The sequence below is a fragment of the Candidatus Sphingomonas colombiensis genome, from assembly GCA_029202845.1.
Classification (GTDB): Bacteria; Pseudomonadota; Alphaproteobacteria; order Sphingomonadales; family Sphingomonadaceae; genus Sphingomonas; species Sphingomonas colombiensis.
Genome location: CP119315.1, coordinates 2,846,847 through 2,872,743, shown reverse-complemented (window position 1 = coordinate 2,872,743; position 25,897 = coordinate 2,846,847). Strand labels below are relative to the sequence as shown.

Below are 25,897 nucleotides of genomic sequence, written 5' to 3'. Positions count from 1 at the left end.
TTTAGCTCGATAGCGCTGAACGGATCGCGTCAGCGATACGATGGCCGCCGAGCGCGATGCGGCGCTCTCCGATGTTTCGACGCGACGTCTCGTATCCCGGCGGGACCGGCTTGGCTGCCGCCGGTTTATCGGCGCCTTCGTAGGTTCCCGCCCGATAGGCGGCCGCACGTGCCAGTTCGAAGCTCTCGTCGGTCCACAGCCGGAATGCCTCCGCATCCGCTTTCCCGTTCAGCTCCTTGAGCGCCGATCGTGGCCACGCTTGTTCGAGCCGGAGGCGCACCGCTTCCACATTGGCATCGTCTTCATTGTCCCCGCCGATGGCGTTATCCCAATAAGCGTGCAGCGTGGTTGCATCGCCCTTGTCCGCCGGCCGGACGAAATCGCTTGTTCCCGCTCGATCGCTCAGTGGAAAGCGGCCGGAAATCAGATGGCCGGCGTGGAGCGGCTGCTGAATGTCCCCCGCCAGATGGAACAGCCAACACAGCGAGACCGCTCGATCCGCAGCCGGTGCGTATGGGTCGCGGACGGTCGCGAGGTTAAGCCGATACGCATCCACGGCCTGTCCCGTCGTCATCGCCAGCATTGCCGGCGGAAGATTGACGGGATCGGTCTGGGACGGGATGAGCCGAAGCCAGTAATGCCAGCCCGGATGATCATAGGGCCCGTCGCGCGCGTCATCCGGCCAACGCGCCATCAGCTCAAACAATCGGCGGGTGCGTGCTTCGCCCGAATACCCTGCCAGCCCGCGCTCGAAGCGCGCCTTGTCGGGGTGTTCGGCCATTATCGCCTCGATCTTGGCGACCAGCGCCGGATCGGCTTTGGCCAGATCATCATAAGCGATGGCGCCCGTGACCATATGCCCCTGATTCGACCATGCGAAGGCGTCATTCGGCCGCGCGCCCACTGCGGCAACGCACAACACGCAAGCCATCCAGCACCTGATCCGCATTTCGGACGCTCCTCATCGAAGATCTTGCCCTTGGGTTGACGATCGCCCTTTGCTGAACCGGCAATACATGAGCGCGATCCGTCAACGCCGATGTATAACATGTATCGGGACGGGAAGCCCCTGTCTCCGCCCGCGAACGGCCTATCGAACGCCCGCGCCCAGTGTGTGGCCGTCCAGTTCCTGACCATAATAATCGCCGGATGGATGGAAGCGGCTGCGGGCGTCTTCGACGGTTCCCGTTTGCCTCGGGTCACGCGGTCGCTCGCGACTGTCGATATAGGCGGCGACGTCCCAGGCCTGCTGGTTCGTAAGCGTGTTGCCCTGTCCATAAGGCATGTTCACCTTGATGAAACCAGCGGCCGAGGCCACGCCGGCCATGCCCGCGCCCCAATTGTAGGATTGCTGACCCCAGAGCGGCGGCGTCGAATAGCTGCCGTCGGGTTTGATCTGCCCTTTACCGTCGCCACCATGACAAGCCGCGCATTGGCTGGCGAAAACCTCCGCTCCGCGCACCGGATCGTGACCGAGCGGCGTGGGCGTGAGCTTTGCAAAGCCCCGCCCCGGGAGCGATCTGCCCGCCGGCGCGCCAGTCGCCAGCCACGCAAAATAGCTTTGCAGATCGCGGTAGATATCGTCCCCGAACGGCGGAGGGCCGCCCGATGGCGAGGCCGGTGCGTTCATCGAATATGTGAAACAGTCCCGGATACGATCTTCCATCGTATTCATCCGGCCGTTCTTGGCGCGATAGGCGGGATAGTTACCCCATGCCGCCCACATCGGAGCGGCATCTGCCCTCCTGCCGGCATCGAGATGGCAGTTACTGCACGTCATGCCATTGCCGACATATTTGCCGGCGTGCGCCGCAGTGGCGACGAATATCTGCTGTCCGCGCCGGATCGCATCGCCATCCGGCCCGGCGGGGATCGCCGCCTCCGCCGGGGGAGCGAATGGCATGTCCGGTGGGTCCCCGCCCGTGGGAGGCAGCCGGGGTGCTTGCGCCTCACCCAATCGATAGGTCACGCCCAGGATCAGCAATGCCGCCGAGATTGCGAGGACGATCCGTTTCGCATCGCTATCGTCGCCCGGCGGCGGCGTTTGAGCCGGATTCATGGCCGAGCGCGACGGGCCGAAATTCCCCTTCGCCTCCAATCGATCGGGTACGCCGATGAGCGCATCATTTCCCTCCCTGTCTCGCGTTCCTGCGCGGCCGAGGATCTCGCGACAGGCGCCGAAAAGCGGTCAAACGACACCGTGGGAATAGCGGTATCGCGCGCTCCCCGATCGAGCAATGGAGCGCCACGGCCGCTGAAACAATGTGGTTCCGCGTCAGGCGAACGCCCCCGCGCTCTTCCACAGCATATAGGCCGCGACGACGAAGATCAGCGCGGCGAAGACGGTGGTGAGCGCACCCCGGCTTTCCGACAGCCGGCGCGCGGCGGCGAGGCCGAGCAGGCCACCCACAATGCCGCCCGCGATGAACACGCCAGCGAGCGGCCAGTCCACCAACCCGGAAAAGGCGTAGTTGAGCGCCGTCGTCAGGCCGAAGGCGGCAACCGCCACCAGCGAGGTGCCGACCGCGTTCAGCATCGGCATCCGCGTCGACCCGATCAATCCGGGCACGATGAGGAAGCCGCCGCCAATGCCGAAGAAGCCTGAGAACAGCCCGGTGACCAGCCCATAGCCCAGCACCTTCGGGGCGTTCTCGCGGTTACATTGCGCGCCGGGCACACCTTCAGCCTTCCGGCCGCGCAACATCACCACGCCGACCAGCACCATGACGAGTGCGAACAGGAACAGCAGGCGCGCGCCGTCGAACGCTTTGCCGGCGGTCGATCCTGCCAGCGCGCCCGCCACGCCGGCCGCCGCATACATCCCGCCACACCGCCATTTGACCGTCCCGGCCCGCGCATGGCCGATCAGCCCGGTCGCCGCATTGGCCGCGACCGCGAATGCGCTGGTGCCAATCGCCATATGCGCGCTCGGCACCCCGACGAGATAGACCATCAGCGGCACGGCGAGGATCGACCCGCCGCCACCGACCAGACCAAGCGTGAAGCCGACCAGCGCGCCGGACAGGCTGCCAAGCAGGTACTGGATCGGCTCCAGCATCATGCCGCCGTGCCGACAGTGCGTGGCTTGGCCAGCAGTTCATACCCCTTGAGCATGCCGCGCCAATATAGCGGCGGCAGCATCCGTTGTTTCAGAAACCACGCCGCTCTGGTCGGGCGGGTGCCGTCGAGCAGCCACGCCGGGAAGCTCGGCAACAATTTGCCGCCATAACCGAACTCGGCGAGCACGATCTTCCCCCGCTCCACCGTGAGCGGGCACGAGCCATAACCGTCATAACCGGCGACCGGGGGCTTGCCATCGAGCGCCGCCAACACGTTGACCGCCACGATCGGCGCCTGCTTGCGCGCGGCGGCGGCAGTCTTCGCATTGCTGGTGCCCGCACCGTCGCCCAGCCCGAACACGTTGTCATAGCGTTTGTGGCGCAGCGTCCCCTCATCGACCTCGACGAAGCCACTGGCGGCAGCGAGCGCGCTCTTCGCGACCACATCATGAGACACCTGCGGCGGCACGACGTGGAGCATGTCGAACTCACGCTCGATCCGTTCGCTCGCCCCATTCCGGTTGCGCTCGAACGTAGCGACGCGGCGTTCCCCATCGACGGCGACCAGATTGGATTCGAACTGCAGGTCGATGCCGTACTTTTCGATATATCCCATCAACGCAGGCACATAGGCTGCGACGCCGAACAAGGCGGCGCCCGCATTCTGAAACTCGACGTCGATCGCCGGCAGCACGCCGGCCTCGCGCCAGATATCGCAGGACAGATACATCGCCTTTTGCGGCGCGCCTGCGCATTTGATCGGCATGGGCGGCTGCGAGAACACCGCCCGGCCCTTCTTCAGTTCCCGGACGAGTTGATAGGTATAGGGCGCCAGATCATAGCGATAATTGGACGTGACGCCGTTACGCCCCAGCGCTTCCGTCAGCCCGGCGATCTTCTCCCACGCAAGGCGCAGGCCGGGAGCAACGACGAGGACGCTGTACGTAAGGGTTCGCCCGTCCTCCAACTCCACCGCGTTGCGATCGGGATCGAAACCGGCGGCCGCCACCTGCATCCACTCGACGCCTTTCGGCATCACCTCCGCTTCCGCCCTGCGAGTCTGCTCGGGCGTGAACAGGCCGGCACCCACCATCGTCCAGCCGGGCTGATAATAATGATCCTTGGCGGGATCGACGATCGCGACAGTCACCCGCGAATTGCGCTTCAGAATGCTGGAAGCAGTGGCGATGCCAGCCGCGCCGCCCCCGATGATGACGACGTCGTAAGTCATGTTGTGAGCCTTGTTGCGGCGCCGGAGTGCGGGTTCGAGCGCGGCGATATCGTGATCGGCCCCGGCCGCCTGTCGCACGAGCACGCCGGGTTCCGAGCGCCCCGCCTGCGCCAGCGCCCACAGGGTCGTCGAGCGCGCGCCGCTGCGACAATAAGCAAGGATCGGCTTCGGCAGCGTATCCAGCGCCCGTCCCATTGCATCGGCATCGGCGTCGCTCGCTTTGCCGGGCTCGATGGGGATATGCATGAAGGCCAGACCGTGGCGCTCCGCCTCCGCCCGGATATCGTCCGCACTCGGCTGCCCCGCCTCTTCCCGGTCGGGCCGGTTCGAGATGATCGCGCAAAAGCCCTCATTCGCCGCGCGTTCGACATCGGCGAGGCTGAGTTGCGGCGACACTGAGATACTGTCGTCCAATCGCTTAAATGCCATGTCGCTGTCCTTTGTTGGCGGATCGGGGCGCCGACGAAGCCGTCAACGGAAAGCCCGGCATCAGAGCACGTCCAGCGGAATGCGCAGGTAGCGCGTGCCGTTCGCTTCGGGCTCCGGCAGTCGCCCGCCGCGCATGTTCACCTGAATGGAGGGCAGCATCAGCCGGGGCACGGCCAGCGTCGCGTCACGCGCGGCGCGCATGGTAACGAACGCATCTTCGTCCACGCCCTCATGGACATGGACATTGCCCGTGCGCTGCGCCGCAATCGTGGTTTCCCACGCATAATCCTCACGGCCCGGCGCCTTGTAATCGTGACAGAGGAACAGCCGGGTTCGATCGGGCAGCCGCAACAGGCGCCGGATCGAGCGATAGAGATCACGCGCATCTCCGCCCGGAAAATCCGCACGCGCGGTGCCATAGTCCGGCATGAACAGCGTATCGCCGATGAAAGCGGCATCGCCGATCACAAAGGCCAGGTCCGCCGGGGTATGGCCGGGAACGTGGAGCACCGTGGCTTCGAGCCCACCGATCGCGAACCGGTCTCCATCGTCGAACAGCCGGTCGAAATCGGAGCCATCGCGCGCGAACTCGGTGCCGGCGTTAAACATCTTGCCGAATACATCCTGGACACGCGTGATCGCGCGACCGATCGCGAGCTGCCCTCCGAGCGCCTTCTGGAGATATGGCGCGGCCGAAAGGTGATCGGCATGGACATGGGTTTCCAGCAGCCAATCAACAGTCAGCCCGCGATCACGCACATCGGCGATGATCGCGTCCGCTGGCGCGGTGCCCGTTCGCGCCGCCGCCGGGTCGTAATGAAGCACGCTATCGATGATCGCCGCGCGACCCGTTCCGGGATCGGAAATGACGTAACTGACGCTGTTGGTCTGCTCGTCGAAAAAGGCGCGAACATCGGGTGCAGGAGCGCCGCCGAGCGTCGCGTCGACCTGCGCAGACGCCCATTCGAGATGTGGATCGGTGGACATGGTCCGCACCATATATTCTTACCCAATGTATGTCTGTAACTATCTTGCCTCGACTAGTATGCACTGCCATGCTCGCGGCGATGGACGAAGCAACCCCACCCCTCCGCCCCCTGCGCATCGGTGACGTCGCGCCGAATTTCACCGCGCGGACCACCAAGGGCGAGGTGAGCCTCCAGCAATATCGCGGGCAATGGCTGGTATTTTTCTCGCACCCGGCGGACTTTACGCCGGTGTGCACGAGCGAGTTCATCGCGCTTGCCCGCGCGGCATCCGATTTCGCGGCGATTGACTGCGCGCTGCTGGGCCTGTCCGTCGACAGTCTTTACTCACATGTCGCCTGGCTACGCTCGATCCATGAACTGACGGGCATCGAGGTGCCCTTCCCGGTCGTCGAGGATCCTTCGATGGCCGTCGGGCGCGCCTATGGAATGCTCGATGCGAGCGCCTCCGATTCTTCCGCAGTACGCGCGACTTATTTCATCGATCCCGAAGGCGTGATCCGCGCGATGAACTGGTATCCCATGAACGTAGGGCGCTCGGTCGAAGAGATGCTGCGCACAGTTCAGGCGCTCCAGCGGGCGGCAGATGGCACCGCGTTTACGCCGGCGGGGTGGCGTCCCGGCGATGAAGTGCTCCTGCCCCCCCAGCTTCCGGTCGATGGCTCAGCGGACTGGTTCCACCGGCTAAGGCCGGATCGATGAGCAAGAACGTCGATCGCGGCCGCGCCGATGCGATGGTCGAGCGGCTACGGGCGTTCGCTCAGCCGCAGCGGCTGATGGTTCTCGCCATATTGCTCGACGGGGAGCAAACCGTGGGCGAGATCGAAACAGCAACCGGCATCGGCCAGCCGGCGCTCAGTCAGCAACTCGCCGAACTGCGTCGAGCGGGGCTGGTGGCGACACGGCGCGCGGCGCGGCAGGTTCACTACAGCATCGCCGACGAGGACACCGAGGAACGGGTGCGCATATTGTTTGCGGCATTCAGCGCGGTAAAACCCGTGGCGCGCGCCAAACACGCGGAGGCCAAGCGTCAGCGGGTACCGTCGAGCCCGATTGGCGCCGCGTCGTTCGCCCGTATCGGATGATCGAGGAGTGAGGTGGATGTACAGGAACTTATGGCTGGCCGCATCGCTGGCGCTCTGCATGTCGAGCGGAAGCGCCATGGCCGCAGACCCGCAGCACCCCGTCCTTCCAAACTATGGCACGATCGTGCCGATGCCCGATGCGAAAGAGCGGCCCGATCCGTCGCTGCGCTATCGCGTATTGTTCGAAATCACCAAGGGCGCCCCTACGCCGGATCGACTGAACCCCAGCCTTGAGAAGGTCGCGCGCTTCCTCAATCTGCTCGGCGCCGATGGCGTGCGCCCCGCACCGGGCGACGTCGTGGTCATCGTCCACGGGCCAGCTACGTCATTGGTCATGACGGATGCTGCCTATGCCGAACGGAACAAGGTCGACAAAAATCCCAATCTGCCACTGATCGATGCATTGCGCGGCGCCGGCGTTTCGGTGCGCGTCTGCAGCCAGGCGCTTGCGGGCAATCACATCGCCCCCGCCCAGGTCGCGGACAAAATCGAGATTGACGTGTCCGCGCTCACGACGCTGGCAGCGCTTCAACTCAGGGGTTGGGCGCTGATCCCGGACTGATCCGCGAAAAAATGGTCGGGGAGACAGGATTCGAACCTGCGACATCCTGCTCCCAAAGCAGGCGCGCTACCGGGCTGCGCCACTCCCCGACGCGAGGGGTGGCGTTAGGCGTGCCGCGCGGAATGTGCAAGCGCGCGTTGCATCGGCAAGCTAATCTTCTCAAGCAGCCGGCGCGATATTCGAGAGCGCGGCACGCGCTTCGTCGAGAAACGCGGAAACGAGCAGCGATCCGCGCAGGTTGATCGATGTCACAAAGGCATATTGGTGGACGATCGGCGGTGCGAAGGTACGCATCACCAGATCCTCCCGCAGATAGCTGCGGGCGAGCAGGCGGTTGACCAGCGCGATCCCCACCCCGCGCGCGGCGAGCGCGCAGGCTGAGCCATGGGTGTGCGTCTCCACCGCGACCATCGGGCGCAGGTGGTAGCCGGCGAACGCCTGATCGACCTGGATGCGCCATTGCCGCCCGGAACCGAGCAGGATCAGCGGCTCGTCACGCAGCAAATCGGGCGTCAGCACCTCATGCGCCGCAAGCGGATGACGCGCCGGCAGCACGCAGGCCGAATCGCTGGATACCAGCGGCTCGCAATGCAGGTCGTCACCCGCGACCGGCATCTTCATAAACCCGCAATCGACGACGCGCGTGGCGATCATCGCGCGGCTCGTTTCCAGGCTGCGGGTATCGAGGTTGAAGCGCACGCCAGGGTGCTTTTGCAGGAAATTGGCGACGATCGTCGGCAGCACGCCCTCAGCGAAGCTGGGGGGTGCGACGACGCTCAACTCGCCCGCAGCCGAATCGGCGATATCGGCGGCAAGATTCGCGACGCGCTGCAGCCCGGCGAGCGCGAACTCCACTTCTTCAGCGAGCAGCCGGCCGTCCTTGGTAGGCACCAATTTGCCGCGATCGCGATAGAAAAGATCGAAGCCGATCGCGCGCTCGAGCTGCGCCAGCGTGCGGCTCACCCCTGGCTGCGTCATGCCGAGGTTTGCCGCCGCCGCCGTGGCGGAACCCGTGCGCATCACCTCCGCCAGCGTTTCGAGCGCACGCACGCCTAACGTTAGCAACGGCCGGTTGGTCTCCGGCCTCATCGCTCAGCCGTCCGCGTCAGGCACGATCGGCAGGACGACGCGCGACGGATAACGGCGATCGACGAAGATGCTGTTGCGCGCGATCTGCGCCGGGGCATCGGGCACGCGCCAGTCGCTGTTCGGATTGACATCGAAGTGCGGGAAGTTGCTGCTCGACACTTCCACGCGGATGCGATTGCCCGCGCGAAACAGGTTGCTGGTGGGAAACGCCCGGATGGTGACGGCATGGACCTTTCCGGGCTCCAACGGCTGCGGATGTTCGAACGAGTTGCGGAAGCGCGCGCGCAGGATGCCATGCGCGAGGTTGAGCGCATAGCCCTCAGGATAATCCGCGTTCGCCGGATAGACATCGACCAGCTTGATCGTGAAATCGGTGTCCACGGCGGTTGAACTGACGTGGAGATGCGCGACGATGCTGCCCGTCACCTCCGTATCGCGCGCCAGCGGCTCGGTTTCGAATACCAGCACATCGTCTCGATCGGCCAGCGCACGACCGGGATGGCGTGCGCCGAACAACTCCGCCGTCTCGCGCTGGTCATAGCCACCGGCGTACATCACCGGCGCGCCGGATGCGATCGCGCCGCCGATCGTAGGCACCGGATCGGCCGGATCGAAATCGTAGGAGAGCGGCTCCGCGCCCGCCGCCGGTGGCGTCAGCCGCAACACGCCGTCACGATGCATGAACATCGCCACGTCGCCAGCGCGCGCCAGCGGCCATTCCTGCTCGTCTCGCCACGCGCCGCCATGATCGAGCCGCCCCTCCGGCGTGCGCCGACCGCTGCCGCCGCCCATCACGAAGATGCGGACCGGCGCGGGCAGATGCTCGGGGGCTTCGGCGCGGCCCAGCATATGCCGATCGAACCAGTCGCGTCGCAGCGTGAAATAGTCCGGCCCGACATTCCCGTCGAGCGTCGCGGCCGGGCCGAAATCCGCGTCACCCGAATAGGTTACCGATCGCTGACCATGAGTCCACGGCCCGAGCACCAGCTTGATCGGCCCGCGTTTGATCGGGGCGAGCCCGGTAAAATTGTCGATCGCGGTCTGCGAGTAAGGATCGTACCAGCTCGACATGTGCACCGCCGGCACGTCGGCATAGTCGCCATAGCTGTCCAGCGCGTAGATGCCGCGCTGCTTCCAGAAATCGGTCAGCCGGTCATTGTCCCACTGCTCGACGACATAGGCTTCATATTCGGGCGCGGCGGTTAGCGGCGAATATCCGAGGCGCCATCGGCGCCCGATCCATTCCTCGATCGATTCCCGCTTCAGCGCCGCGCGCCGCGCCGGATCGGCGGCGGTTTCGGGTGACAGCAGCGCATGCTTTCGCGCCCAGGTGAGCTGCTTCAGCTCGAACGCCCCACCCTGTCGCGCGCCGCCGTGATAGGCGCTGGAGAAGCCCCCGGAATCGAGGAACATCGCCGCCAGCCCTGGCGGATCAAGGCAGGCCAGCGCATTCTGGACGTGCGCGCCATAGGACAGGCCGAGCGTGCCGATGCGCCCGTCGCACCATGGCTGGGCGAGCAGCCATTCGAGCGTGTCCGCCCCGTCTTCCGCCTCGCTCAGATACTTGGTGAACACGCCTTCCGAGCGGAAGCGGCCGCGGCAATCCTGCAACACGAACGCATAGCCGGCATCCGCGAACCAGCGCGCGATTTCCGGCTTGGAGCGCGTTTCGGGGCTGTCCGCAGTTAAATCGCCGTGGTTGGTGCCGCGCTTGTCATATGGCGTGCGCTCCAGCAGCACCGGGAAGGGCCCCCGACCTTCGGGCAGATAGATGTCCGTCGCCAGATGTACGCCGTCGCGCATCGGCACCATGCGATCGCCCAGTTCACGGGCGCGCGGAATCGTCGTCATCGTCAATATCCGATCAGCACGGCGATCATCAGCGCCACGATCGAGAGCAAGGTCAGCAATCCGAACAGCGGCGCCGCAAAGCGGAACCAGCGGTTATACGGAATGCCCGCAGCCGCGAGATAGGCGAGCAGCATCCCCGAAGTCGGCGCGAGCATATTGACCAGCCCGTTGCCGAGCAGGAACGCGAGCACCGTCGTTTGCCCGGACACGCCCGCCGATGCAGCGATCGGGCCAAGCACCGGAATGCTGAGCGCGGCCTTCGCGGAGGTCGAGGGGATCAGCAGCGTAAGGATCATCTCCACGCCCATCACGATCGGCGCGACGATCACCGGCGACAGTCCGTGGATGCCCGAGGACACCGCCTCGATGATCGTATCGAGGATCTGCCCGTCGCGCAGGATCACCTCCACCGCACGGCCCATGCCCACCAGCAGTGCGGCGAGCATCATCGCCTTCATGCCGTCGACGAACAGCGTGACACCGGCACGCGCCGGCACCCGCGCCGCAACCACCATCGCGGCGGCGGCAGCGATGAACAAAGCGGTGAACTCGCCATCGTGCCAGCCGAACTTGAGCGACCCCACCACCAGCAGCGCGAGCGTCGCACCGGCGATCAGCAGGATCGACAGATGGCGCGATGACAGCCGCTCGTTCTCGATCGGTGCCGGGGTTGAGACCACGCGCCCTTCACGCAGCACATAAAGCATCGCGATCGTCAGGAAGACGACCCAGATCGCGAGCCGGAACCCCAGCCCGCTGAATACCGGCACGTTGACGATCGGCTGCGCGATCAGCAGCGCGACCGGGCTGGTGACCGAGGCGAGATATCCCACCTTTGCCGCGAGCGTCAGCAGCGCGAAGCCGAACATCGGACTGCGCCCGAGCCGTCCGGCCAGCGCGACCATCACCGGAATGAGCAACAGATATTCGGAAATCATGCCGAGGAAGGTGCTGCCCGCCGAGAAGGCGAGCATCAGCACCGGCACGAGGATCACCATCCGCCCGCGACTGACCCCGATCAGTCGCTGGATGCCGGCATCGAGCGCGCCGGTAGAGCGCATCACGCCAAACATGCCGCCGAGCGCGAGGATCATGAAGATCAGCGGCGCCGACTTCTTCAGCCCCGCCGGAATGGAGGTGGCGAGCGCGACCGGGCTTACCGGCCGCGCCTCACCTTCGCGGGGCTTTCCCGGCAACAGGCTGTCCAGCCCCACCGGCTTGGGGAGCCCCTGATAGGTGCCGGCGATCACCGGCGCGTTTTCCTTGTCGGAAACGCGCTGATGTTCACCGGACGGGATGATCCAGGTCAGCGCGATCGCGAGGATCATCGCCGCCAGCATCATCAGCACGGGATCGAGCGATCCATGGTGCCTGCCCTGCCCGCCTGCCGCCGGTCCCGTCATGGTGTCAGCGCCCCGCTATCGTCTTCGCTTACAACTTCACCGAGAAACGGGCGTAAAGGAACCGTCCACGCGCGTCATAGGTGTAGATGTCATAATTGATCGGCGCGTTGGCATAGGACGCCGGCGGCTGGGTATCGAACAGATTGTTCACGCCGAGGCCGAAGCGCGTGCGCCCCTCCGCCACGTCGAAACCGATCTCCGCATCGATATAGGTCACCGCGCTGGTACGCGCGTCCTTCACCGGGTTCACGACATCAGTGCTGCTGCCGATGTAGCGCGCGCGCAGCGTGGCGTTCGCGCCCTCGCCGTCCCAGTTGAGCGACGCCGCGCCCTTCCAGTGCGGATAGGTTGCGCGGGGTTGATCGCCCTTGCCGGCACGCTCGTCGATGATCGTGCCGCCAGTCGCCGGATCGGGCGACACGGTACGGAACGAGTTGAGATACGAGGCATCGAGCACCGCGCCGATCCGCCCGATCGAGGTCGAGAAGTCGTAACGCAACGTCGCATCCACGCCGTCGGTCTTGATCGAATTGAGGTTCTGCGATCCCTGCAACAGGTTCAGGATCGCGCCCGTGCCGGCGTCACGCTGGACGAGATCGCAGAACACGCCCGCACGCTGCGCGCAGAGTTGCAGGATCTGCGTCGCCGATTGTGCCGCGATCGCGTTCTTGATCTTGATGTTGTAATAATCGACCGTCAGCGAAAGCCCGCGCAGCGGGGTCAGCGCGATGCCGGCGCTGATGCTGTCGGAGGTTTCCGGCCGCAGGTTGCGATTGCCGCTGATCACGCCGGGGATCAGGCCGTTCAGATTGTAATTGGCCTGATTGTAGCCGGTGGGCACGCCCGCGCAGCCCGGCAGCGTCGCATGTGCCGACGCCCCGCCGTTGCACGGATCGGTGCCCTGGAAGCTGGTCTGCCGCGCGCCCTGATAGAGTTCGAGGATCGATGGTGCGCGGAAGCCCTGCGCATAGGTGCCGCGCAGCAGCACGCCCTCGATCGGGCGATAGCCGGCGCCGCCCTTGAACGTCGCCTTGCCGCCAACCGTCGAATAACGCGAATAACGCCCGGCGAGGCTCAGATCGAGGCTCTTGCCCAGCGGCGAATCCTTGAGGACCGGCACCGACAATTCGCCATAGACCTCATGCAGATCATAGCTGCCGCTGGTCGCGGTCCGGGTCTGCGCGGTGGTCTTGGTATAGAGCGCGCCGTTCAGATAGGTGGGCGCGGCATTGGCGATGGGATCGGGATTGTCGACGCCACGATTGCGGCGATATTCATAACCCACCGCGAGCGCGACCTCGCCCGCCGGCAACGAGAACAAGGTGCCAGTGGCGTTGACGGTGCCGTTCAGCAGCTCGGTATAATTCGATTCACGCGTGGTGAATCGGATATAGTTCGCTTGCGCCGCCGTCATCGGCCCGAAGAGGTTGACCGGCACGCAGCCTGCCGTGGCCGCACAGGTCGCCGGATTGCCCAGCGCCAAATACAGATTGTCGTAGTTGATGCCGTTCAGCGCGGTCGAATCAATATGGTTCTTCGAATAGCTGCCGAATGCATCCCAGTGCCAATTGTTGCCGAACAGGTTGAACGACCCGTCGAGTCCGGCGGCGATGCGCCAGGTCTGCACGTTCTGGATATTGTCGCGATTGCCGACGTCGCTCATTACCTTGCGGATGCGGAACGCGGAGTTGGCCGCGAAACCGAGCGCGTTGGCGGCGGGCACGCCATTGGCGGTCCCGAACGGATTGAACGCCTGGTTGTTCGGAATGTAGAACCCGCGCACCGTGCCGGCGGTCCCGCCGATATCGAGCAGCACCGGCGAGAACAGCTGATCCGATTTGCGCTCGTTATACATCCCCTCGAACTTGAAGTTCAGGTTGTCCGCGAGCTCATAATCGAACCGACCGTAGATCCCGTAACGCTGTGACGGGCCAGCCGAATAGATACCCTGCGCCTGCGTGTTGTAATAATCACCCGGCAGCGAAGCGGTGTGGAACGCATTGTCCGCGCTGGCGCCCGCGCCATAGATCGTGCCCGGCGAGTTGAGTGCGACCGGCGCACTCGATCCCGCAAAACCTGCAGGCGTGCCGAAATAGCCGTTCGAGGCTAGGCCCGGCAGGATATAGAGGCCGGACGGGCTGGTGCCCGGCGTCGTCACCGGCACCAGCGAGGTGGTGGTCAGCGGGCGCGCGTCGGTGCGGATCGGCTGGGACTTGTAATAGCTGCCCGACAGGATGATCGAGGCGCGGCCGAAGCGCTTGCCGACGTTCAGCGTCGCGGAATATTCGGACCCATCGCCCTTGTCGGTAACGCCCATGCGGGTCGAGCCGCGAATGCCGTCGAACGGGCGGATCGTCTTGATGTTGACGACGCCCGCGATCGCGTCCGCACCATAGATTGCCGAGGCGCCGTCCTTCAGCACCTCCATACCCTCGATCATCCCCATCGGGATCGTGTTGAGATCGACGAAGTCACGGAAACCGCGCTGACCGACCGCATCGACCCAGCGATGGCCGTCGACGAGCACGAGCACGCGGTTGCCGCTGCCCTCGCTCCCGCCGAGATAGCGCAGATTGATCGACGAAGCGCCGTAGGATGTGCCCTGCGTGCCGTTCGAGTTCAGGCTGACACCGGCGGATGGGAGCTTCTGCAACAGATCGCCCGCGCTGACGCTGCCCGACTTGGCGATATCGTCCGCCGTGATCGTGAGGAGAGGGCCGACCGCCGCCGCATCGCGCCGCTGGATGCGCGAGCCGGTGACCACGATGTCTTCCGCTGCCGCCGCCGGGCCGTCTGCCGCTGGCAGTTCCTGCGCCTGAGCCGGTGCGATCAGTGCGATCGTCATCAGGCTCGCGCCCAGCATCATCGCGCCAGCGCGCCTCGAAATTCCCCGTTCGATCATGGCCAAAGCCCCCCAATATTTTTTACTGATTCGCGGCGTTCCTATCGGATCACGTTCCGCGCGATAGCTGATGGCGTAACTTCATCAGCCCATATCAAATTCGGTATATGGTTGCCGCAATCGAGCACAAGCGGATTATGGCTGCGAAATCAGAGAGAAAATCCGGGCGATGTGGCGAAATATTGATCGGCGTCGAATGATGGGGGCGATAGGCGCGATGGGCGCAACGGCACTATTCCCGCCGATGGCGCTTGCTCGCGGTCGCCGCCCGATGCGCGTCATGCTGCTCGGCCAGTCACTGATCCAGCGAGAGATATGCCGCGAGGGCTGGCCCGGCATGACCGCGATCGCGCGGCACTTGCGGCAGGCGGATGTGGTCTTCACCGATCTCGAAACACCGATCGACGGCCCCGGCGCGGGTGCGCCGACCCGCGCCGACGCTACGCTGCACCACGCCCCAGCCACGGTAATCGATTGCCTGAAATCGCTCGGCGTGACGATGGTGACGACCGCCAACAATCATGCATGGGATCTCGGCACCGGCGGGATCGGCTCGACCATCGCGGCGCTGGATCAGCGCGGCATCGTCCACGCCGGATCGGGGCGCGATCTTACGACGGCGGCGGCCCCGGCGACCCAGCGGACGCCCGCCGGAAGCTTCGCGCTGGTCGCCGCGGCGGCAGGCGCGATCCGGCCCGGCGCGGCGGCTGCCGCCGATCATGCCGGGGTCAATGAACTCCGCCGGCGCACAGACGGCTCGCTCGAACCCGCCGACGTTGATCGCGTACTGGCGGCGATCCGCACTGCAAAGGCGTCGGGTGCGACAGTGCTGATGTGCCTCCACAATCATTATTGGGAGCCGAAACAGGCCGACACGCCGGCATGGCAACGAGAACTGGCGCGCGCCTGTGTCGATGCCGGCGCGGCGACCTTCGTCGGACATGGCACGCCATTGATGCAGGGCCATGAACTCTATCGTGGAGCGCCGCTGTTCCACGGGCTCGGCAATTTCATCTTCCAGACGCGTAAGGAGGATGGCGCTTACGGCGCGGATACGTGGCGCTCCATGATTGTGGACGCGCGCTTCGCGGATGGGCAGTTCGTCGACGCGCGACTCTATCCGATCCAGCTTGAGGCGGCAAAACGCGGCGAACTCTCCTGGGGCGTGCCCCGGCTCGTATCCGCGACCGGCGAGCGGCTCGCGCCGATCAATGCAGGTGCAGCAACGAAACCAGCGCGAAGCTGATCGCACCGAGACCGGCGAGCGACAGCATCACCGCCGCGGTCACACGACCGCCTGCCTTCGCGACCGAGCGGATATCCACCCCGAGGCCTAGCGCCGCCATCGACACGACGGTCAGCGTCGTCGCGGCGCGGCCGAGTGGTGCGACCGCCGCCTGCGGCACCAGCCCAAACGAGCGGCAGGCGACCAGCGCGAGAAAGCCGATGATAAACCACGGCACCAGCCGGCTGAACGACAGCCCCGGCGCAGCTGACGGGTCGCTCGCCGTATCCTCCGTTTCCGGGCGCCGCATGATCAACGCGAGGACTAGGCACACCGGGCCGAGCATCAACACGCGCACCAGCTTCACCAGCGTGCCCATCTGGACAGCAGCTGCCCCGATCGGCGCGGTGGCCGCGATCACTTGCGGCACGGCATAGACAGTCAGCCCGGCGAATGCGCCATAAGCGATCGTGTTCATGCTCAGCGCGATGCCCAGCAACGGCAGCCCCAGCACCACCCCCACCCCCAGCACGGCGGTAAAGGCGATCGCGGCGGCGACGTCATCGGAGTCCGCGTCGATCACCGGCGCCACGGCGGCGATTGCCGAATTGCCACAGATCGAATTGCCGCACGCGATCAGCAGCGCCATCCGCACCGGCAGCCCGAGCAATCGCCCAACTCCAAAACCGAACAGGATCGTCAGCCCAACGATCGCCGCGATCCCGCCCAACAGCGCAGGCCCGGCATGAAGGATCGTCGCCGCGCTCACCGACGCGCCGAGCAGCACCACCGCGATTTCCAGCAGATATTTGGCGCTGAAGTTGATCCCCGGCAGCCAGCGCGCCGAGGGCGTCCACAGGCTGCGCACCAGCGTGCCACCAACGATCGCCAGCACCAGCGCCTCCAGCCACGCCTTGCCGAACAGCGCCTCCTCCACACCTTCGAGCAGATAGGCGCCGGCGGTGACGATCACGCACAGGATTACCCCTGGCGCGATCTGCGACACGAAATCGATGCTGTCGCGCGGTGAGCGAGTGGCGGAAATGGCCGTGGCCATGGGGATGATCCTTTCGCCTCCCGTCTAGGCCAGTCAATTTAATCGATCCAACGCGATATTTTTGTCTTTCCAATCGTAAATCACGATGATTCATGGCAGGATCGCCGCATGACCTTGGAGCAACTTCGTATCTTCGTCGGCGTCGCCGAGCGCGAGCATGTGACGGCGGGGGCCCGCGCGTTAAACGTCACGCAATCCGCAGCCTCGGCCGCGATCGCCGCGCTGGAGGCACGCCATGCGATCAAGCTGTTCGATCGCGTCGGGCGCGGCATTCGGCTTACCGAGGCCGGCCGCGCGTTTCTGGAGGAAGCGCGCGGCGTGCTGGCGCGGGCGGCAGCGGCGGAATTGCTACTGGAGGAATTCGGCGGATTGCGCCGTGGCTCGCTACGTGTCGTGGCAAGCCAGACGATCGCCGCTTACTGGTTGCCCGCGATCCTCGCCGCCTTCCGCGATCGCTATCCCGGGATCGCGGTGAACCTCATCATCGGCAATACCGAACAGGCCGCCCATTTGATCCACGAAGGCGAGGCGGATATCGGCATCGTCGAAGGTCGCGTGGACGATCCGATGCTGGCGCACTGGCCGCTCGGCGAAGATCGTTTGGTCCTGATCGCCGCGCCGCATATCGAACCACAGCCGATAGACACTGCATGGCTACAACGGGCGCGCTGGGTGATGCGCGAGCCCGGATCGGGCACGCGATCAACGCTCAACGACAGCCTGCGCCTGCTCGGCGTCGATCCCGCCGCGCTCGATGTAGCGCTGGTGCTGCCGTCGAACGAAAGCGTGCGCACTGCGGTCGAAGTCGGAGCCGGCATCGCCGCACTGTCTTCGCTGGTGGTCGTGCCCGCGATCAACGCCGGCCGGCTTCAGGCGCTGCCGATCGACCTTGGCCCGCGATCCTTCTTCGGGCTGCGCCACAAGGAACGCTATCGCACCCGCGCGGCAGACGCGCTGCTGGAATTGATCGCCGAAATGCGCCCTTCCCTCTAGCCCCTGTCATAGGTGTCAGGGGCCGGCGGCGAGCGGGCCTGCTACCCCAAGGTCGACAATCGGCTCGTAGAAGCCGTTCATCACTGGAGGGGATCTATGAGCATGACGATCCGGCATTTTTGTACCGCGCTCTATGGCAGCACCGCCGCTGTTGCGCTGATCGGCGCTGGCGCGGCCCACGCGCAGCAAGCCGAACCGGAAACGCCCGCCAGCGCGCAGCAGACGGCGAGCGCCAACCCACAGATGCCGGGCGACATCATCGTCACCGCGCAGCGTCGCGCGGAGTCGATCAACCGCGTCGGCATCTCCGTTCAGGCGCTCACCGCCGAAACGTTGCAGGAGTTGCGCGTCAATAACGTGCGCGATCTCGCCGCCGTCGTGCCCAGCTTCACCGTCGCCCAGAGCTATCAGGGCGTGCCGACCTACACGCTGCGCGGCATCGGCTTCAACACGATCAACCTGTCGTCCACCTCCACCGTCGGCACCTATACCGACGAAGTCGCCTACGCCTATCCGATCATGAACACCGGCCCGATGATCGATATCGAGCGGGTAGAAGTGCTGAAAGGCCCGCAAGGCACGCTCTACGGCCGCAACACCACCGCCGGTCTGATCAACTTCGTTACCGGAAAACCAAGCGAAACCGCGTCGGGCGCGATGACGATCGACGTCGGGAATTATCGCACGTTCAACGTCGGCGGCTATGTCACGGGCCCGATCGCGGAGGGCGTTCAGGCGCGCCTGGGCTATCGCGCCGACATCAGCGACGAGGGCTGGCAGGTCAGCAACAGCCGTGGGGATCGGCTCGGCAAGGTAAAGCGTTACGGCGTGCGCGGTTCGCTCGCGCTTCAGCCGGGGCCGTTCAAGATCGATCTTTCGGCGACCTATTGGATCAACAAATCCGATACCGTCGCGGGGCAAGGTATCGGCTTCACCCCGGCGACCACGCCGGGCAGCGGATCGACCGCCAGCCTGTTCAACGCGCCGGGCGTGGCGAGCTATATCGCCAACAATATGCCGACTAGCGGCAGCCAGGCGGATTGGGATCCGACGGCGGCGCGATCGGCCAATATCGGGCGCGGCGCGGGCCTGTCCGGGCCGCTTGCCGAGAACAACTGGTTCCTGGGGCTGAAGGGCCGCATCCAGCTCGATCTGGGCGAGCACACGCGGATCGTCTCGCTCACCGGCTATAATGAGTTCGACCGTCAGGCGACGTTCGACTGGTCAGGCGTGCCCTATGAAATCCTGATCCAGCAGGCGGATGGCCATATCAAGAGCTTCGCGCAGGAATTGCGCGTCGAGGGCGACGGGCCGGGCTACAACTGGTTGATCGGCGGCTATTACGCCAAGGATACGATCCTCGACAGCAACCGCACGTTGCTCGGGCAGAACGCCAATGTCGGGCTGGTGCGCGCAGGCACGCTGCAATTGCTCGCCTCCCCGCTCAACACCTTCGGTTATACGATAGCCGATGCCTCCACCGCGTTCCGTACCTATCGTGACGTCGGCAATATCGACACGCGGACGTGGAGCATTTTCGCCAATGGCGATTATGCCTTCAACGATCTGCTGAAGCTGACGCTGGGCGGCCGTTACACGCGCGACAAGCAGAATTACGATGGCTGCTCGCGGGATTTCAACGGCAGCATGTTGCCCAACGTCAACCTCGCCAACCGCGCGTTGTTCCTGCAACTCTATGGCACGCTGGCCGCGCCGATCAGCGCCAATCAGTGCAACACCTATAACCCGGCGACGAACAGCTTCGGCCTCGTCAGCTCGCTGATCGATGAGGACAATTTCGCGTGGCGCGCCGCGCTGGATCTGACGCCCAGCCCCACCACCTTGTTCTATGCCTCGATCTCGCGCGGCTACAAATCGGGGACCACGCCGATCAACGCCGCGAATATCGCGCGCCAGAATGGCCCCGTGAAACAGGAACAGCTCACCGCATACGAAATCGGCGCGAAGCTCGGGATGCTGGATCGCAAGGTACAGCTCAATGTCGCCGGATTTTACTATGACTATAAGGACAAGCAGATCAGCACCTATTTCGCTGATCCGATCTACACCGCGCTGGCACGGCTCGATAACGTGCCGAAATCAAAGGCTTATGGCGTCGAGGGCGAACTGACTATCCGCCCGACCACCGCCTTCACGCTGATCGGCAATGCCCTGTGGCTGAAAACGCGGATCGACCAATATATCGGCACCAACGCCGCCGGTCAGACGCAGAACTTCGCCGGCGCGCGCTTCATCTACAGCCCCGAACTCACACTGTCGGGCACCGCATTGGTCGATCAGCCGATCACGGACCGGCTCAACCTCACCGCCAATGCCAACGTGCGCTATCAGTCTCGGCAGACGACGGTATTCGAGATCAATCCGCTTTACGACATCAAGCCCTATACCACGGTCAACGCCGGGCTTGGCGTGAAGGCGAGCGACGATAGCTGGTCGTTCAGCATCTGGGGCCGCAACCTGTTCGATCAATATTATTGGACTGCGGTGGCCAGCAACGCCAACGTGGTGGTGCGCTTCCCCGGACAGGTGCGAACCTGGGGCGCGACCGCCGGGTTCAAGTTCTGATACGATGCGTGGGAGAGGAAGCGTGATGCGATCCGCGAGGCCGGCATGACAAGCGCCCCTCTCCCGCAAACCTTCGGCGACGCGCTGCGCCATCATGCGGCCGAGCGGCCCGATGGAATCGCGCTGCGCCATGACGGCCGGGTAACGAACTACGCCCTGTTCGACGCCCATGCGGATCAGGTTGCGAATGCGCTGCTCGCGATGGGGCTCAGAAAGGGCGATCGCATCGCCTATGTCGGTAAGAACAGCGATCACGCAATCGAGCTGACGCTGGGGGCCGGGCGCGCCGGCGTGGTGTTCGTGCCGATCATCTGGCGCCTCGCTCCACCGGAGATTGATTACATCCTCGCGGATAGCGGCGCGGCGGCCCTGTTCGTCGAACCCGCCTTCGCCGCGATCGGCGAAGCGGCGGCGCGACGTGGTATGCGCGTCGTGACAATGGACGAAGCGGACTATGTAGCATTCCGCGACGCGGCTCCCGCGACCCCGCCTCCGGTTTCGGTGAACGAGGATGACATCATCCTCCAGCTCTACACCTCCGGCACGACGGGCAAGCCCAAGGGCGTGATGCTGAGCCACGCCAACGGCATCCGGCAGCGCGCCAACCAGATCGCCGCCGGCATCGAGTGGCTGCTGTCCGAACCGGGCGACCCGACGATCATCGCCATGCCTTATGGCCATATCGGCGGCGTCGGCGTCGTATTGGGGTCGATCAACAGCGGGCAGGAATTGATCGTCCACGCCGAATATGATCCCGGCGCGGTGATCGACGCGATCGCGGCGCACCGCGTAAAGCGGCTTTTCCTCGTCCCCGCCGCGATCGGCATCATGCTCCAGCATCCCAAGGCGGCGGACGCCGATTTCTCATCAATCGAAACGCTCTCTTATGGCGCCAGCCCGATTCCCTTGCCGTTGCTCAAGCAGGCGGTGGCCCGGATCGGTTGCGGCTTCGTTCAGGTTTACGGCATGACCGAGACATGGGGGGCGGTCGTTGCGCTACCGCCAGAAGATCACCTCCCCGATCGCGAGCATAAAATGGCGGCGGCGGGCAAGGCGCTGGCGGGCGTCGAGCTGAAAATCATCGACGCGGACGGCGCGACGCTGCCGCCCGGCGCGATTGGTGAAGTCGCGATCCGTAGCCCGAACAACACGCCCGGCTATTGGGGCAAGCCTGACGAGACCGCCAAGGCGCTGGTCGGCGACGGCTGGCTGCGCACCGGCGACGCCGGGCTGCTGGATGAGGAAGGCTATCTCTTCATTCAGGATCGCATCAAGGACATGATCATCACGGGCGCGGAGAATGTCTATCCGGCGGAGGTGGAAAGCGCGATCTACGGCCATCCGGCCGTCGCCGACGTGGCGGTGATCGGCATCCCCGATGCGCGCTGGGGCGAAGCGGTGAAGGCGATCGTGGTGCTCAACCCCGGCGAAAATGCCGACGCGAACGCGATCATCGCTTATGCGCGCGAGCACATCGCCGGATTCAAATGCCCCAAATCGGTCGACTTCATCGCCGCTTTGCCGCGCAATCCCTCCGGCAAGATATTGCGCCGCGAATTGCGAGAGCCATTCTGGGCCGGACACGAAAGAAGGGTGAATTGAGATGACCTTCGCGCGCACCGACGAGCAACGGATGCTCGCCGAAACGCTCGACGCCACCTTCGCGCGCGGCGCGGCGGATTGGGTGACGGCGATCGAGGCCGCGGGTCTCGATGCGCTGGGCATAGCGGAGGAGGATGGCGGCCTCGGCACCAGCCTGCGTGATGCGGCCGTGGTCGCGGCAGCATTGGGCCGGGCGAATGCCGCGCTGCCCTGGGCCGAGCATTGGGTGGCAACGCGTTACGGGCATGGCTCGAACGACGAAGCCTCTGCCGATGCGCTCGCCCTACTGCATTGCGCGGAGATCGTCGGCCTGTGCCGCACGATGCTGCGCGATACCGCATTATTCTCTCACGAGCGTCGGCAGTTCGGCGTCGCGATCGCGAGCTTTCAAGCGTTGCGGCATCGCATGGCCGACATGGCGATGATGCTCGAACAAGCAGAGGCGATCACCAGTTCCGCGACCGATGCGCTGGAAAACCATGTGCCGGAAGCCGCGCGGACAGTTAGCGCGGCGCGTGTGGTGTGCGACGATGCCGCGCGGATCGTCGGCGAGGGTGCGGTGCAGACCCATGGCGCAATGGGACTGACGGCCGAATTGCGTCTCGGTGGCTATTTCCGGCGAACATGTGCGCTGATGCAAGGCGACGGCGGCGCCCGCGCGCACCTCAGCCGCTACGCCGCCTGATCGACCACCACGCGCGCGATCAGATCGCGCTGAATCTCGTTCGACCCGGCATAGATGCTACCCGCCCGATTGTTGAGATAGCGCGGCAGGGCGACGGCGATCGCATCGGGCGCATCTTCGATCGCGCCCTCCCATGTCGCCGCCATCTCCAGCGCGAGGTGATCGAGCCGCTGCGAAGCCTCCGTCCCCAGCACCTTCAGCATCGATGGCCGCACCGCATCCGCCGGGCCGCTGCCCTCCAGCGCAGCGACCTCAATCGCGCGCAACGCATCGATCGCGATCGCCTCACGCGCCAGCCGCTCGCGATTGCCGGCATGTTCCAGCCAGCCGATCCGCTCCGCGGCTTCGTGCAACGATGAATGAAAGGCCGCGAGGTGCGGCGCGTAACGCCCTCCGCGCTCGAAGGTCAGCAGGTGCTTGGCGACCGTCCAGCCATCATTCTCAGCGCCCAGCCGCCCGGCCACCGGCACGCGCGCGTCATCGAAAAACACCTGATTAAGCTCATGGTCTCCGGCGAGCGTCAGAATTGGTGCGACGGTGATACCCAGCGTCGCCATTTCGAGCAGCAGGAAGGTTATGCCGGACTGTGGGCGTCCTTCGGTGCTCGTGCGGACGAGGCAGAACATGCGGTTGGCGAAATGGGCATGCGTCGTCCAGATCTTCGATCCGTTGAGCACATAATCGTCGCCGTCTCGTACCGCACGCATCCTGAGCGCGGCGAGATCGGAGCCGGCCCCCGGCTCCGAATAGCCCTGGCACCAATAGTCATCGCCAGACAGGATGCGCGGCAGCAGCGTCGCCTTCTGCTCGTCGCTGCCATAATACATGATCACCGGCGCAACCATCTTCAGCCCCTGCGGCGGGAGCGATGGGGCGTGCGCGCGGGCGCTTTCCTCGGCGAAGATATAGCGCCTGATGCCATCCCATCCCGGGCCGCCATGTTCGACCGGCCAGTCCGGCGCGACCCAGCCTTGCGCGTGGAGAATGCGCTGCCATGCCAGCGTTACATCGGGATGGAGGAACACGCTCGTCGCGCGGCGCGCGGCGCGGCTCAGATCAGCGGGCAGCCGCTCGTTCAGGAAAGTACGCACCTCATCGCGAAAAGCGCGTGTCTCAGGGGTCAGCAAATGATCCATTCCCGCATCATGCGTTGAACGCGCGGCCTGTCCACCTGACACACGCGTCAGGGTCAGACATGGCGGCCAAGGAACCCCATGCCGGTGGCGAGTTGAATCATCCGCGAACGCGTCGTCGCGCCTAGCTTCTCCCCGGCATTGCGCAGGTGGAAACGCACCGTCGACACCGAAAGCGACAGGATGGTCGCGATCTCCGCATTGGTTTTGCCCGCCGCCGCCCAGCGCACGCATTGCGCCTCGCGCGGGGAAAGCGTTGCCGGCGTGACCCGCTGGCGGTGGGTTACCAATTCGCTGTGCGCGGCGAGGAATTGCAGCGCGGTGGTGAACATATCGGCTGCGTGCGCCGCGAAGATCGCGGGCATGTCGATCGGCGCCGTCGTCACCCACACCACCGCCCCCACCTGTCCGCCCGCAAGGTGCGCGGGGGCGATGATCGCACCGGTAAAGCCGAACTCATCGGTCACACGGCTGCAATCGATCGCTTTCAGACTTTGCGTCGGTCGCCACGAGCCTAGCTTTCCGCCGGCGAACCAGATCGGCTCAGCAAAAACCCGTGCGGCGAGGAGAAAGCTGGAACGCAGCGCCAGCGCGCGATTGCGCCAGTAATAGGGATCAGAATCCACCCACGGCAGGGATTCAGCATAAGCACGCCCTTCGCCGTCCGTCATCGGCGCCGGATCACCAAGATCGCTCTGTGCCGCGACATAGGGAAAGCCCGCGTCACGCCCCGCCGCAACGACCGACAGCGCCAGGCGGTCCACCACCTCCCATGACAGTTCCGGCATCGACCCGACGTTCATATGATACGGATATCCGAATGGTCCCCCGCCCTGCAGTGGACGCAAAGCCGCGCCACCGCAATCATTTAGGCGGATCGGCTGGGTGGTCAGATCAGAGGAAACCGCCGCCCAGCGCGAGGCGCACGATTGCGATCAGCAGCACGAGCAAATTGAAATTGCGCCCGGAATCGCTGGAAGAGATCATGCCGAACAGCGCGCCGACCGCCGCGATCGGCAGTGCTGCCCAGTTGAGCCAGCCAAGCAAAGGCAACACGCCCGGTATCGCGAACAGCAACGCGACCAGACCGATCAGGATCGAGATGATGTTGAACATGGCGGACAACATGGCGCGGCGGCGGGTGTATTGCAAGGATAAGACGCAAGCGTGCGTCAACGCTTCCGCAATCATGATCGGGCATGGTTTGGCTGAATTGTTCAAGGGGTTTGCCATGTTCCTCCCGCGCCGCCGTGCGCCGCTATTGGCGCCGATGCTGGCGATCGCGCTCGGTGCCTGTGGTTCGGCACCCGGCAATGAGGACGCCGTGGCGGACGAACTCGATAACACGCTAGCGGCGACCAACGAATCCTCCCCCGCCAACGATCCCGCGCTCAAGAGCGCGTTGCGCGATCAGATCATGGTCGATCCCGCGCTGGTACAGCAGGCCAATGCCGATGTCGTCCGCCCACCCGCTCAACCCGCGAGCGGCATGCTGCCGCGCGACGATATCGCCGCGCGCAAAGGTCCGGCAGAGCGGGATAGCCTGCGCGCCGCGCCCGCGCCCGGCCCCTGCCCGCAATGCGCCGCCGCGCGCCGCACGCTGACGCTGGGCGCGCTCGCGGAAAGCCAACACTTCGCCGCGACCTGCTCGGGCAACGTCACTTATTCGGCGGGCTGGGCCAACCGACTGCCCGCCGTCGCGCCGCTTTATCCCGATGCACGGGTGATCGAGGCGGCCGGGGCGGACGGCAAGGGCTGCGCGTTGCGGGTCGTCAATTTCTCCAGCGCCGCGCCGCTCCAGCGCCTGCTCGACTGGTATTACACCAAGTCGGCCGACGCAGGCGTTGCCGCGCAGCACGGAATGGACGGCTCCGATCATGTGTTGGCGGGCACAACACGCGGCAAGGGCGCGCTGTTCGTCATGCTCCGCTCACGCAAAGGCGGAGGCACCGAAGTCGATCTGATGGCCGACGGCGGGAACTGATCACCGCTTCCCTTCCGCCAGCGCGCCATCCGCGC

General features: G+C 65.1%; 22 protein-coding genes and 1 tRNA gene. 9 read left to right on the top strand and 14 right to left on the bottom strand.

What is annotated here, in order from left to right:
• Position 1: 1 nt before the first annotated feature.
• The 5 genes from P0Y64_13840 to P0Y64_13820 form a co-directional block, all read right to left on the bottom strand.
• The gene (locus P0Y64_13840) at positions 2 to 856 is read right to left on the bottom strand and encodes a S1/P1 nuclease (GenBank protein ID WEK42464.1); all 855 of its coding nucleotides are present in this window, start codon (positions 854 to 856) and stop codon (positions 2 to 4) included.
• Between the two features lie 234 nt (positions 857 to 1,090).
• Positions 1,091 to 2,059, bottom strand: coding sequence for a c-type cytochrome (locus tag P0Y64_13835; protein WEK42463.1), 969 nt, complete (start codon positions 2,057 to 2,059; stop codon positions 1,091 to 1,093).
• Positions 2,060 to 2,275: 216 nt separating this feature from the next.
• A complete protein-coding gene (locus P0Y64_13830; protein WEK42462.1) occupies positions 2,276 to 3,061 on the bottom strand; it encodes a sulfite exporter TauE/SafE family protein in 786 nt (261 codons plus the stop codon).
• The gene (locus tag P0Y64_13825) at positions 3,058 to 4,719 is read right to left on the bottom strand and encodes a TIGR01244 family sulfur transferase (GenBank protein ID WEK42461.1); all 1,662 of its coding nucleotides are present in this window, start codon (positions 4,717 to 4,719) and stop codon (positions 3,058 to 3,060) included. Before P0Y64_13825 ends, P0Y64_13830 begins: the two co-directional genes overlap by 4 nt.
• Positions 4,720 to 4,779: 60 nt before the next feature.
• A complete protein-coding gene (locus P0Y64_13820) occupies positions 4,780 to 5,706 on the bottom strand; it encodes an MBL fold metallo-hydrolase (GenBank protein WEK42460.1) in 927 nt (308 codons plus the stop codon).
• An 80-nt stretch (positions 5,707 to 5,786) separates the two neighbouring features.
• On the opposite strand from P0Y64_13820, the gene P0Y64_13815 reads away from it, so the two are divergent.
• Genes P0Y64_13815 through P0Y64_13805 form a run of 3 tightly spaced genes read left to right on the top strand, consistent with a single transcriptional unit; the run spans position 5,787 to position 7,352 of the window.
• Positions 5,787 to 6,407 (top strand): peroxiredoxin, encoded by a 621-nt coding sequence (locus P0Y64_13815; GenBank protein ID WEK42459.1) that lies wholly within the window; start codon positions 5,787 to 5,789, stop codon positions 6,405 to 6,407.
• Positions 6,404 to 6,790 (top strand): metalloregulator ArsR/SmtB family transcription factor, encoded by a 387-nt coding sequence (locus P0Y64_13810; protein ID WEK42458.1) that lies wholly within the window; start codon positions 6,404 to 6,406, stop codon positions 6,788 to 6,790. Before P0Y64_13815 ends, P0Y64_13810 begins: the two co-directional genes overlap by 4 nt.
• A 16-nt stretch (positions 6,791 to 6,806) precedes the next feature.
• Positions 6,807 to 7,352, top strand: a complete 546-nt coding sequence (locus P0Y64_13805) for a DsrE family protein (protein ID WEK42457.1) — start codon at positions 6,807 to 6,809, stop codon at positions 7,350 to 7,352.
• A 12-nt stretch (positions 7,353 to 7,364) separates the two neighbouring features.
• Here the strand turns inward: P0Y64_13805 and P0Y64_13800 are convergent.
• The 5 genes from P0Y64_13800 to P0Y64_13780 form a co-directional block, all read right to left on the bottom strand.
• Positions 7,365 to 7,441 (bottom strand) — tRNA-Pro (locus tag P0Y64_13800).
• Between the two features lie 70 nt (positions 7,442 to 7,511).
• Positions 7,512 to 8,441 carry a LysR substrate-binding domain-containing protein gene (locus P0Y64_13795; protein ID WEK42456.1) on the bottom strand — a complete coding sequence of 310 codons (930 nt, stop codon included), beginning with the start codon at positions 8,439 to 8,441 and terminating at the stop codon, positions 7,512 to 7,514.
• A 3-nt stretch (positions 8,442 to 8,444) separates the two neighbouring features.
• Positions 8,445 to 10,292, bottom strand: coding sequence for a CocE/NonD family hydrolase (locus tag P0Y64_13790; GenBank protein ID WEK42455.1), 1,848 nt, complete (start codon positions 10,290 to 10,292; stop codon positions 8,445 to 8,447).
• A gap of 2 nt (positions 10,293 to 10,294) precedes the next feature.
• Positions 10,295 to 11,695, bottom strand: a complete 1,401-nt coding sequence (locus P0Y64_13785) for a YfcC family protein (protein WEK42454.1) — start codon at positions 11,693 to 11,695, stop codon at positions 10,295 to 10,297.
• A gap of 28 nt (positions 11,696 to 11,723) precedes the next feature.
• Positions 11,724 to 14,597, bottom strand: coding sequence for a TonB-dependent receptor (locus P0Y64_13780; GenBank protein ID WEK42453.1), 2,874 nt, complete (start codon positions 14,595 to 14,597; stop codon positions 11,724 to 11,726).
• A gap of 199 nt (positions 14,598 to 14,796) precedes the next feature.
• Between P0Y64_13780 and P0Y64_13775 the strand changes: the two genes are divergently transcribed.
• Complete coding sequence (locus tag P0Y64_13775; protein WEK42452.1) at positions 14,797 to 15,843, top strand: CapA family protein; 1,047 nt, start codon at positions 14,797 to 14,799, stop codon at positions 15,841 to 15,843.
• Here the strand turns inward: P0Y64_13775 and P0Y64_13770 are convergent.
• Positions 15,806 to 16,879, bottom strand: coding sequence for a putative sulfate exporter family transporter (locus P0Y64_13770; GenBank protein ID WEK42451.1), 1,074 nt, complete (start codon positions 16,877 to 16,879; stop codon positions 15,806 to 15,808). The two genes, P0Y64_13775 and P0Y64_13770, sit on opposite strands and share 38 nt — an antisense overlap.
• Positions 16,880 to 16,987: 108 nt before the next feature.
• On the opposite strand from P0Y64_13770, the gene P0Y64_13765 reads away from it, so the two are divergent.
• The 4 genes from P0Y64_13765 to P0Y64_13750 all read left to right on the top strand — a co-directional run bounded on the left by P0Y64_13765 (position 16,988) and on the right by P0Y64_13750 (position 22,745).
• A complete protein-coding gene (locus tag P0Y64_13765; GenBank protein ID WEK42450.1) occupies positions 16,988 to 17,872 on the top strand; it encodes a LysR substrate-binding domain-containing protein in 885 nt (294 codons plus the stop codon).
• Positions 17,873 to 17,968: 96 nt separating this feature from the next.
• Positions 17,969 to 20,458 carry a TonB-dependent receptor gene (locus P0Y64_13760; protein ID WEK42449.1) on the top strand — a complete coding sequence of 830 codons (2,490 nt, stop codon included), beginning with the start codon at positions 17,969 to 17,971 and terminating at the stop codon, positions 20,456 to 20,458.
• A gap of 45 nt (positions 20,459 to 20,503) precedes the next feature.
• A complete protein-coding gene (locus P0Y64_13755) occupies positions 20,504 to 22,060 on the top strand; it encodes a long-chain-fatty-acid--CoA ligase (protein WEK42448.1) in 1,557 nt (518 codons plus the stop codon).
• A gap of 1 nt (position 22,061) precedes the next feature.
• Positions 22,062 to 22,745, top strand: coding sequence for an acyl-CoA dehydrogenase family protein (locus P0Y64_13750; protein ID WEK42447.1), 684 nt, complete (start codon positions 22,062 to 22,064; stop codon positions 22,743 to 22,745).
• Here the strand turns inward: P0Y64_13750 and P0Y64_13745 are convergent.
• The 3 genes from P0Y64_13745 to P0Y64_13735 form a co-directional block, all read right to left on the bottom strand.
• The gene (locus P0Y64_13745; GenBank protein WEK42446.1) at positions 22,733 to 23,881 is read right to left on the bottom strand and encodes an acyl-CoA dehydrogenase family protein; all 1,149 of its coding nucleotides are present in this window, start codon (positions 23,879 to 23,881) and stop codon (positions 22,733 to 22,735) included. The genes P0Y64_13750 and P0Y64_13745 overlap by 13 nt on opposite strands.
• Positions 23,882 to 23,934: 53 nt before the next feature.
• Positions 23,935 to 24,681, bottom strand: coding sequence for a LuxR C-terminal-related transcriptional regulator (locus P0Y64_13740; GenBank protein ID WEK42445.1), 747 nt, complete (start codon positions 24,679 to 24,681; stop codon positions 23,935 to 23,937).
• A 91-nt stretch (positions 24,682 to 24,772) separates the two neighbouring features.
• Positions 24,773 to 24,994, bottom strand: coding sequence for a hypothetical protein (locus P0Y64_13735; GenBank protein ID WEK42444.1), 222 nt, complete (start codon positions 24,992 to 24,994; stop codon positions 24,773 to 24,775).
• Here P0Y64_13735 and P0Y64_13730 point away from each other — a divergent pair.
• Positions 24,984 to 25,862 (top strand): hypothetical protein, encoded by an 879-nt coding sequence (locus P0Y64_13730; GenBank protein WEK42443.1) that lies wholly within the window; start codon positions 24,984 to 24,986, stop codon positions 25,860 to 25,862. The genes P0Y64_13735 and P0Y64_13730 overlap by 11 nt on opposite strands.
• Positions 25,863 to 25,897 lie beyond the last annotated feature (35 nt).